8 protein-coding genes are annotated in these 9808 nt (G+C 56.0%); 7 read left to right on the top strand and 1 reads right to left on the bottom strand.

The features are described from left to right. Positions 1-140: 140 nt before the first annotated feature. Positions 141-1160: a mechanosensitive ion channel family protein gene (locus Q0650_RS10020; protein ID WP_298818518.1), complete on the bottom strand. Its 1020-nt coding sequence runs from the start codon at positions 1158-1160 to the stop codon at positions 141-143. Between the two features lie 27 nt (positions 1161-1187). On the opposite strand from Q0650_RS10020, the gene Q0650_RS10015 reads away from it, so the two are divergent. From Q0650_RS10015 to Q0650_RS09985, 7 genes are all read left to right on the top strand, one after another. Next, the gene (locus tag Q0650_RS10015) at positions 1188-1322 is read left to right on the top strand and encodes a hypothetical protein (protein ID WP_298818517.1); all 135 of its coding nucleotides are present in this window, start codon (positions 1188-1190) and stop codon (positions 1320-1322) included. Positions 1323-1337: 15 nt separating this feature from the next. Then, positions 1338-2576 (top strand): DUF445 domain-containing protein, encoded by a 1239-nt coding sequence (locus tag Q0650_RS10010; RefSeq protein ID WP_298818515.1) that lies wholly within the window; start codon positions 1338-1340, stop codon positions 2574-2576. 36 nt (positions 2577-2612) lie between these two features. Then, complete coding sequence (locus tag Q0650_RS10005; protein ID WP_298818513.1) at positions 2613-3881, top strand: cystathionine gamma-synthase family protein; 1269 nt, start codon at positions 2613-2615, stop codon at positions 3879-3881. A 256-nt stretch (positions 3882-4137) separates the two neighbouring features. Continuing rightward, positions 4138-5313 carry a PAS domain-containing protein gene (locus Q0650_RS10000; protein WP_298818511.1) on the top strand — a complete coding sequence of 392 codons (1176 nt, stop codon included), beginning with the start codon at positions 4138-4140 and terminating at the stop codon, positions 5311-5313. A 40-nt stretch (positions 5314-5353) separates the two neighbouring features. After that, complete coding sequence (locus Q0650_RS09995) at positions 5354-5635, top strand: circadian clock KaiB family protein (RefSeq protein WP_298818509.1); 282 nt, start codon at positions 5354-5356, stop codon at positions 5633-5635. Between the two features lie 39 nt (positions 5636-5674). Beyond that, positions 5675-7219: a circadian clock protein KaiC gene (gene kaiC, locus Q0650_RS09990; RefSeq protein WP_298818507.1), complete on the top strand. Its 1545-nt coding sequence runs from the start codon at positions 5675-5677 to the stop codon at positions 7217-7219. A 45-nt stretch (positions 7220-7264) separates the two neighbouring features. Beyond that, positions 7265-9802: an EAL domain-containing protein gene (locus Q0650_RS09985; RefSeq protein ID WP_298818505.1), complete on the top strand. Its 2538-nt coding sequence runs from the start codon at positions 7265-7267 to the stop codon at positions 9800-9802. The last annotated feature ends 6 nt before the right edge of the window (positions 9803-9808 follow it).

Raw genomic sequence — 9808 nt, 5'->3', positions numbered from 1 at the left:
GCGCTTGCTGGAGCCGGGTGAGGTGGTGTATACCGTTTACGTGCCGGCTGCTCTGCGGTAATATGGGCTGAGCTGTCAGATTGACTGCTCAGCCTTGCGCGAATTTAGGTGGAAACGGGGCGGCCCTGTGGTTTGCCCCGTTAATGTATTTCTTCGTTCTGCAACCGCACAATCTGAGTCGGTGGCGCAATCCCCTCGGCGCGCAACCGTTCGCGCAATCGTTTAATCAGCTCGTGACGCAAGAGAAACTGATCGGTGAAGCTTTGTCCGCGCAGCACAACGGTGAAGCGAGTACTCGAAGCATCTATCGCGTTGAACCGCACTAGTGGTTCGAATGTTGCGACACCGCCAGGCGTTTCGGCTAAAACGGATCGAGCCACGTCCAATACAATTGCTTCAGTTCGGGTTAGATCGGCATCGGCGCCGACCGCAAAATCGACCAGCACGGCCAGCTCTGGTTCGGGACGGCTAAAGTTGGTCACAATTTGGGTGATCATCTGTGCGTTGGGGATAATGATGATGTTATTGGCAAGCTGGCGCAGGTAGGTGTCAGACCAGCGAATATCGATAACGAAACCCTCTTCACCGGATGCGAGGCGAATATAATCACCTGGACGCACCCGGTTCGAAGCAATGATCTGCACTCCGGCAAAGAAGTTTGCCAGCGGTTCGCGTAAAGCCAGGGTCAGGCCGAGACTTGATCCGGCAATGACGGTCAGTAATGGCCCAAGCGGGATACCATAGCTGATCAGGAGCGTCCCACCGATGGCCAGCGCTCCCAGCCCGCGCAGTAAGTTGTTGATGAGCGAGATGTTCCCAATCTGGCGATGGCGCAGGTATGAATCAACCAGATTGATGATCAGCCGGATGACGAAGATGGTAATTGCCAGGACGATAGCGAGATCGAGCGCAGGTCGCCACGCCTCAAGTAGGGTAAGATCCGGCCAGAGGCCGGCAGAAAGCAGCGTGATTGCGATCAGCGCCCAGAAGGTAAACTGTCCGCCCAGAGCAATGGCGCTGGCTTCAATGACGATCCGATTGCTGGCATCGGCCCAGCGCCGCACTCTTGGGCGTATCATCCAGTCAAGAACGAGGCCGACGACAAGCAGTAACGAACTGAACAGAAATGTTTCGGTTAAACTAATTTCGCGCGCAAACATAGCGTTATTATATACTGGTATGGCCCCATGGCAAACAACCGTTACACGGGTGAGCGGCCAGTGGCACTGGCAAGCCGCATGATTGACGTGTTGTGGCGGCAGGACAAGGTGATGATACCATGCCTGGAATGGGCGCTCGCCATCCGTAGTGTCGAGATATAAGCAGGCTTTGCGCGTATGGACGATCAACAACGTATTGTCGAGTTGCGTCGCATGCAACGCACCGCGACCGGTTTGCTGGTTTTAGCGGGAATTGTCTTTGTATTGACGAGTGTCTGGCGCGACGCGGCGCCGTGGGTGCCATTTGTGCGCGCCTTTGCCGAAGCGGCGATGGTCGGCGCTTTTGCTGACTGGTTTGCAGTAACAGCCCTCTTCCGCCATCCATTGGGTTTGCCAATTCCACACACTGCCATCATCCCGGCCCGCAAAGAGCGAATTGCGGTGAGTTTTGGCCGTTTTATCGATCAGAACTTTCTCAATCCTGATCAGATCACCGAACGGATTCGGCGCCATGATCCGGCTACCCGGCTGGCGCACTGGTTGCGACACCCCAAACGCGGTGAGCAGGTGGCCGACGTGGTCGCGGAATCGCTAGGCGGCCTGTTGCGGGTGGTTGATGATGAAGATGTCAGTCAGGCGCTCGCGCGTGGGTTGAGCCAGCGGCTCGAAACCATTCCGGCTGCGCCGTTAGCCGGCAGGCTGTTGGGAGTATTACTGGCTGGTGGCCGACAACGTGATGCGTTGATGCAGTTGGTCAGTCTGCTGGCCGAAGTAATAGCGAGTAACGAAACGGAGATCCGTCGCCGCATTGCCGGAGAACTGCCGGCGTGGGTGCCGCGGATTGTCGATCAGCGAATCTATGAGCGGCTCCTTGAGAGCATTCAACGCCTGTTACGCGAGTTGCGCGAAAATCCGGATCATCCGCTCTACCAGCAGTTTACTGCTCTGATCGATCGCTGGATTGTCGATCTGCAATTCGACCCAAATGTGCAACAGCAGGGGGAAGCATTGAAGCGCGAACTGCTGGCGCATCCGGTCGCGCGTGAACTGGCGCAGGCGAGCTGGCGCGATCTGAAGCTGACCCTGCTCGCTCAGAGTGTTGCTCCTTCGTCGTCGTTGCGGCGGTCAATTGCTGTCGCTGTAGAGCGGTTGGCCGACCTCTTAGAGCGCGATCAAGAATGGCGTCTCAAGATCGATCGCTGGCTGGCAGCGCTGGTGGCGGCCCTGGTGCGACGGTATCGGCGCGCAATTGGTGAATTTGTCACCCAAACTGTCAATAGTTGGGATACTGCCGACGTAACGCGCAAAATCGAGTTGCAATTTGGGCGCGATCTGCAATTTATCCGCATTAATGGTACCATTGTAGGCGGATTGGTTGGTTTAATCATCTATAGCGTATCGTTACTGTTAGGATAGACGGGCGATGACGCTCTAGACGCGAGGAGGCGTTTGATGACCAGGCAGAGCAAGCAGACAACGATTGACGGTCACCGGTTGCATCCCGAAAGCCTGATGATGAGTTACGGTTACGTGCCGGCACTCTCGGAAGGCGCTATTAAGTGTCCGATTTTCCAAACGTCTACTTTTGTCTTTCAGACCGCCGAAGAGGGAAAGGCTTTTTTTGAGCTGGCTTACGGTTTGCGTCGCCCTCGCGAAGGCGAAGAGATCGGCCTGATCTATAGCCGGCTCAACAATCCCGATCTGGAGATTCTCGAAGATCGGCTTACCTTGTGGGATCAGGCCGAAGCGGCGGCGGTGTTTGCTAGCGGGATGGCGGCAATCACGACCACCCTGCTCACCTTCCTGCGACCCGGTGATGTGCTCGCGCATAGTGAGCCGGTCTATGGTGGCACCGATTACTTGCTCAAGCACATCCTGCCGGCTTTCGGTATTCGTCGATTTGGATTTGTTTCGGGTATTGCGCCTGAACAGGTCGAAGTTCAACTGCGGCGCGCCGGTTTGTTTGACTCGCTCGGCATGATCTACCTTGAGACACCCGCGAATCCGACCAATGCGCTGGTCGATATTGCCGGTTTTGCCGCGCTGGCCAGACGCGCGCCGCGACGAGTGCTGACTGCCGTTGATAATACCTTCCTTGGCCCGCTCTGGCAGCATCCGCTGGCCCATGGGGCCGATCTGGTGCTCTATTCAGCAACCAAATACATCGGTGGACACAGTGATGTGATTGCCGGCGTTTGCCTGGGCAACCGTGAATTGATCGCCCAGGTCAAAGGGATGCGCACGATCATGGGTACGATGTCCGGCGCGCACACCGGCTGGTTACTGCTCCGCTCGCTGGAAACGCTCAAGGTGCGGATGGAAGCGCAGCAGGCGGGGGCGCGGCGAGTAGCCGATTTTCTTGCTCACCATCCCAAGGTGGCAAGGGTCTATTATCTGGGTCATCTGAGCAGTGACGATCCGCAGTATCACATCTATCGACGGCAATGTTTGGGACCGGGGGCAATGATCTCGTTCGATTTGCACGGCGGTGAAGCGGAGGCGTTTCGGTTCCTCAATCACCTGCAACTGATTCATCTGGCTGTGAGCTTAGGCGGCACCGAATCGCTCATCGAGCACCCGGCAACGATGACCCATGCCGATGTCGATCCCGAAGAACGGATTGAGTTTGGCATTGGGCCGGGCATGGTGCGTCTCTCGGTTGGGGTTGAGCATCCCGACGATCTGATTGCAGATCTCAATCAGGCATTGCGCGCAGTATAATAGTGAATAGATCAATGGGTTTAATGTGGTAATTTTCACATCGGTAAGCTTGACAACGAGTCGGTATAAATACATCATGCTAGCGAGCGGGAAAGATAAGGGAATTGCACGTCGATCCAGACCCGGTTAGCAGGTAGCCTCAGAACATCATCGGCAAGTTCTCCAGGAGCTGAATACTTCCGTTTAATAACGCGCGTGGTTAGATGGCGCGTAGTCCTGCCGGCTTTCCGTTGAATGCAGGCCCAGAAATGAGGTGATGGCCATCGAAGCGCAACCTCGCTCGAAAGCAGAAGACTTTTTACGAGCCGTTGTTGCTCATGACGCCGACGGCGCCATCGTTGTCGATCAGCATGGGACAGTACGGTTTCTCAATCGCGCCGCCGAGCAGCTTCTCAATCGCCATGGCGCCGAACTGAAGGGGCAGGTATTTGGTTTTCCGCTAGTGGTCGGCGAGCGAGCGGAAGTGGAAGTGTTGCGTCCAAATGGTGAATTTGCCGTAGCCGAGATGCGCGTTCTGTCGATTGAATGGGAGGGTCAGGACGCGCTTCTCATCACCCTGCGCGATGTCACCTTTGAGCGACAGGCTGAGGCTGCCTTGCGCGAAGCTGAGGCGTTTAGCATTGCCATTCTCAATTCATTGACGAGTGAGATTGTGGTGCTTGATGAACAGGGCAAAATTGTGGCTGTGAATGAGGCATGGCTTGAGTTTGGCCGCCGGCATGGCGTCACCGATGTGTCTACCATCGGCGTGGGAGCCGACTATTTTGCCATCTGCGCGGCGGCAGAGCCGGGCACGGGCGGACCGGCAGTCTTGCAAGGTTTGCAAGCAGTGCTGGCCGGTGAACTGAATGAGTTCACGTATGAGTATCCAGTATCCACTCCGGAGGAGACGCGCTGGTTTGCCCTGCGCGCTGTGTCATTGCGCAGCGCGCGGAAGGGGCTGGTCGTAGCGCACAACGACATCACGCAACAACGCCGCGCAGCGCAAATTGCGGCTGAGGCCGAGATGTTGCGCGAACAGGTTCGTCAGATGGAACGCGAGCTGGCGAATGTTGAGGCTATCTCGCGCCCTGATGACATGGCGCGTTCACGGCTGGCGCCGCTCCGCCAGCGCGACGCGGAACACTTTCAGCGGGCGCTGAACCGGTATGGTGAGCTGCTCGAAGCAGCCCTGGCCAGTCGAGTGCATCGTTTGCCGGCCCCATCGCGCTCGCTGCGAGAGCTTGGTGAATGGCTGGGCTCAATTTGGGCCGCCCCGCGTGACCTGATTGATATTCACCTCCAGGCAATGCGCGATCGGAGTCAAGATCATACGCCGAAAAAGTTGCAGGCATACTTTGAAGAAGGGCGGTTGCTCTTGCTTGAGTTAATGGGTCATCTGGCATCGTATTATCGATCGATAGCGGCTGGGGAAGTCTCTTTCCGCGAATAGCGGCGGCTGTCGAAAACTGCTGCCGGGATGAGTATAGACTGTGAGCAAGATTGTTTTGCATCTCTACATTGCCGGTCAAACACCACGCGCTGAACGGGCGATTAATACGCTTCGCCAGATGATCGAGCACGATCTGGCCGGCTATGAATGTGAATTGACTATTATCGATGTGCTGGCTAACCCGCAGCAGGCGGAAGAACAGAAAATTCTGGCTACGCCTACGCTGATAAAGAGTTTACCGTTGCCTCATCGCCGAGTGATCGGTGATCTTTCAAATGTCAAAGATTTGTTGAATGTGTTGAATTTACCACCACAATCGTAGTTTATCTCCTCTGATGTGTAATTTGTAAGGAGCAAACCGGTGTGCGCTGACCAAATTGAACGGCTTCCGACTGGAATAACCGGTTTTGACCATATCGCCAATGGTGGATTGCCAAAAGGGCGAACTACGCTCGTTTCAGGCACTGCCGGTAGTGCCAAAACGGTCTTTGCCGCTCAGTTTTTGGCTGCCGGGATCAAGCGTGGCGAGCCGGGCGTGTTCGTGACCTTTGAAGAGACGCCAGAGGCGCTGCGGCGCAATATGCTGGGTTTTGGCTGGGATATTGCCCGTTGGGAAGCGGAAGGCAAGTGGGCGTTCGTCGATGTCTCTCCGCAACCCGAAGAGGAGCTGGTAGAGCTGGGTGCCTATGATCTCGGCGCGCTGCTGGCCCGGATCGAACACGCGGTGCGCAGTATCGGCGCGGTACGCCTCTCGATGGATTCGCTGGGGGCGATCTTCACGCGCCTCAATGATTCGCGGGTGGTGCGCAACGAATTGTTGCGAATTGTGAGTACGCTGCGTCGGTTGGGCGTCACGGCAGTGCTGACTGCCGAACGAACGCAGGAGTACGGCGAGATTGCCCGTTACGGGGTTGAGGAATTTGTCTCTGATGATGTGGTCATTTTGCGCAACCTGCTCGAAGACGAGAAGCGTCGCCGCACGGTAGAGATTCTCAAGTTCCGCGGCACCTCACATCAGAAGGGGAGCTTTCCCTTTACCGTCATTCCCGGCGAAGGTATTCACGTTATTCCGCTGTCGGCCATCGAGCTGAAGCAGCGCTCATCGAGTGTGCGAACAACCTCGGGCAATGCCGAACTTGATCGCATGTGTGGCGGTGGCTTTTTCCGCGACTCGATCGTGCTGGTGAGCGGCGCCACCGGCACCGGCAAGACCCTGATGGCGACCACCTTTATGGCTGCCGGCGTGCGCCAGAATGAACGCTCGCTCTTGTTTGCTTTTGAAGAGAGCCGCGATCAGCTCTTCCGCAACGCAATCGGCTGGGGGATCGATTTTGAGCAGATGGAGCGCGATGGTTTGTTGCGCGTGATCTGTAACTACCCTGAGGTGACCAGCCTCGAAGATCAACTGATTTTCATGAAGGCCGAGATCGATCGGTTCCGCCCTCAACGGGTCGCGGTCGATAGCCTCTCGGCGCTCGAGCGCGTGGCAACGATTAAAGGTTTCCGCGAATTTGTCATCGGCCTGACCTCGTTTATTAAACATCAGGAGATGGCCGGTCTCTATACTGCGACCACGCCGACCCTGCTCGGTGGTTCTTCGATTACCGAAGCGCACATTTCCACCATCACCGACTCGATCATCCTCTTGCGTTACGTTGAACTGTTCGGCGAGATGCGGCGTGGCTTGACAGTGCTGAAAATGCGTGGTTCGAGCCATGACAAAGATATTCGCGAGTTTACCATCGATAGTCGCGGCATGCACATCGGTCGGCCATTCCGCAATATTTCTGGCATTTTGTCCGGGCAATTTACACACATTGCGCCGAGTGAGATCGATCGACTAAGCGCAATGTTTCGTGATGATGAAAGTTCTGATGCGGCGCAAGACAAACCGTCAGCCAGTTAGCGCATACTGTTACGACAATGGCCAGTTGCAGGGGGGATGGTCGCGGTGCAGCATGACCATATCGATTTAAACCAGGCCAGTTCTGCTGATCCTCAATCTTCGTATCCTGACCAGCGATCGTTGCAGGCTATTGTCGCCAACAATGTCAATGCGCTGCTGGTGCTTGATCGCTCTGGCACGATTCTGTTTGCCAACGAAGCAGCGCATCACCTGTTTGGCCGGTCAAGCGAGCAGTTACAGGGGAAGCCGTTTGGGTTTCCCCTGCAACCCGGCCTGACGGTCGATGCTGAGATTGTGCGTCCCGATCAGTCGGTTGTGATCGTTGATCTGCGCGTCGAGCCGATCGAGTGGGAAGGGGCGCCGGCGATGCTGGCCGTCTTGCACGATATTACTGAGCGTAAACAGGCCGAACAATTTCTGATTGAAACGCAGCAATTACTCCATTCGGCGCTCGATGCCCTGCCGTCAGCGATTGCCATTCTCGATCACGATGGTCGGGTGTTGGCTGCCAATGTGCGCTGGCTGCAACTTGGCCCGCTGCTAGAAGTAAGCGCGCCGGATTGCGTGGTAGGCGCTTCGTTTCTGGCTGCCTGTCAGGCAAGCACCGGTATCGCAGCAGTGCTGGCAGAGGTGATCGAGCAACTGCTGGCGCGTGAACTGGAACGGTACGAGAACGAAATCGCCGCAAACGGGAACGGCGAGGTCTGGCTGTCGATCCGCGCAGTGCGGTTTGGTATCGGCGAGCGCGTGCGCGTGGTGCTGACGTTAGAGGATGTCTCGACGCGCCATCAGGCTGAGCAGATCGCGTTAGCGCGTCGTCGCGTCCTCGAAATGATTGCCCGGCAGTACGATCTCAGAACTATCGTCCGCGAGATGCTGCAATTGATCGGTGAGCAAATACCCGATCTGGTCTACGCAGCGTATGTGGTGCGCTCGGCGGCTATCTTTGTGAGCCACAGCCACAACGTTTTGCACGATGATAAGCAACGGCTTGATCAATGGGTGAGCGATTTGCTCCTCCACTCGCCATTTCGTCAGCAACGCTTTGTTGAGCTGACAACCGACTCACCAGATTGGCAACGAATCCAGTCTTTGATGCCGCTGGATGTATTCAACCGATGCTGGATCATTATGCTCCGCACCAATCGCGATCATGCCGATGGCGGATTGCTGCTTTGCCGTCGCTACAATCTGCCGCTTGATGCCGAGGATCGGCAATTGATCGATCAGATTGAACAATTGACGACTATCGCCCTTGAACAGCACATCACCCTGCACAAACTGGCTTATCAGGCACATCACGACTCGCTGACCGGGTTGCCGAACCGACTCTTGTTCGAAGATCGTTTGCAACAGGCGATTGAACACGCGCGACGCCAGAACACATTGGTGGCAGTTCTGTTTATCGATCTCGACCGCTTCAAGCAGGTAAACGATACACTTGGTCATGCGATTGGCGACATGTTGCTGATCCAGGTGGCGCGGCGGTTTGAGTTGTGCGTGCGCACGACTGATACGCTGGCGCGCCACGGCGGCGACGAGTTTATGCTGGTTTTGCCCGATATTACAACGCCGCAGCAGGTGATTACTGTGGCGCACAGGCTGCACGAGTCGCTGCGAGAACCGTTTTTTGTCAACGGTCACGAGATCTTTGTGAGCGCCAGTATTGGCGCAAGCCTGTACCCGATCGATGGCGCGGATGTGATCTCGTTACAACGCGCTGCCGATATTGCGATGTATCGCGCCAAGAGCACGCTGCGCAATAGCTTTCAGTTTTTCGACGCCGCCATCACTCACTCGTCACTCGAGCAGCTTCAGATCGAGACCCTGCTGCGACGGGCTATTGAGCGCAACGAATTGCGGCTCTACTATCAGCCGAAAGTCGATCGCGACAAAAACCTGGTTGGATTCGAGGCGCTTTTACGCTGGCAGAGCGCCGAGCTGGGCACGGTTTCACCGGTACAGTTTATTCCGGTTGCCGAAGAGACCGGACTGATTGTGCCGATTGGCGCCTGGGTGTTGCGGACGATTGCCCATCAGCTTTCTCAATGGCAGCAACGAGGGTTGCCGATAGTGCCGGTTGCGGCAAATGTCTCGGCATTACAGTTTACCCAAACCGATTTTGTCAGAGTGGTAGCTGATATTCTGGCTCAAGCGGGTTTGCCTGCCGGATGGCTTGAGCTTGAGTTGACCGAAAGTATGTTAATGGAACAGATCGATAATCTGCGGCAACGGCTCAACGAATTGCGTCAGATCGGAGTGACGCTGGCGATTGACGACTTTGGTACCGGCTATTCATCGCTGTCTTACCTTCATCGCTTGCCGATCAATGTGCTCAAGATCGACCGTTCGTTTGTGGCGCAGCTCGGTGAAGGAGGTGCAAGCATCGAACGCAATCTGGTTGATGCCATCATTGGGTTGGGTCATCATCTCGGTATGCGCGTTGTCGCCGAGGGAGTCGAAACGGCAGAACAGTTTCAGACTCTGCTCAACGCCGGTTGCGATCTCTTTCAGGGATACTATATTGGCCGACCGTTGCCGGCTGAAGCTGCTGAACAATGGTTGCAGATGCTGGCGCAATGATCCAGG

Origin of the sequence: uncultured Chloroflexus sp. (assembly GCF_937129525.1) — a bacterium.
GTDB lineage: Bacteria > Chloroflexota > Chloroflexia > Chloroflexales > Chloroflexaceae > Chloroflexus.
The sequence above is the reverse complement of the archived record's forward strand: the minus strand, read 5'-3'. Positions and strand labels throughout refer to the sequence as shown.

Bases quoted from the DNA above. Each gene is read 5' to 3' on its own strand.
- Q0650_RS10015 (WP_298818517.1), top strand. From the start codon at position 1,188: ATGGCAAACAACCGTTACACGGGTGAGCGGCCAGTGGCACTGGCAAGC.
- Q0650_RS10000 (WP_298818511.1), top strand. From the start codon at position 4,138: ATGGCCATCGAAGCGCAACCTCGCTCGAAAGCAGAAGACTTTTTACGA.
- Q0650_RS10010 (WP_298818515.1), top strand. From the start codon at position 1,338: ATGGACGATCAACAACGTATTGTCGAGTTGCGTCGCATGCAACGCACC.
- Q0650_RS10005 (WP_298818513.1), top strand. From the start codon at position 2,613: ATGACCAGGCAGAGCAAGCAGACAACGATTGACGGTCACCGGTTGCAT.
- Q0650_RS10020 (WP_298818518.1), bottom strand. From the start codon at position 1,160: ATGTTTGCGCGCGAAATTAGTTTAACCGAAACATTTCTGTTCAGTTCG.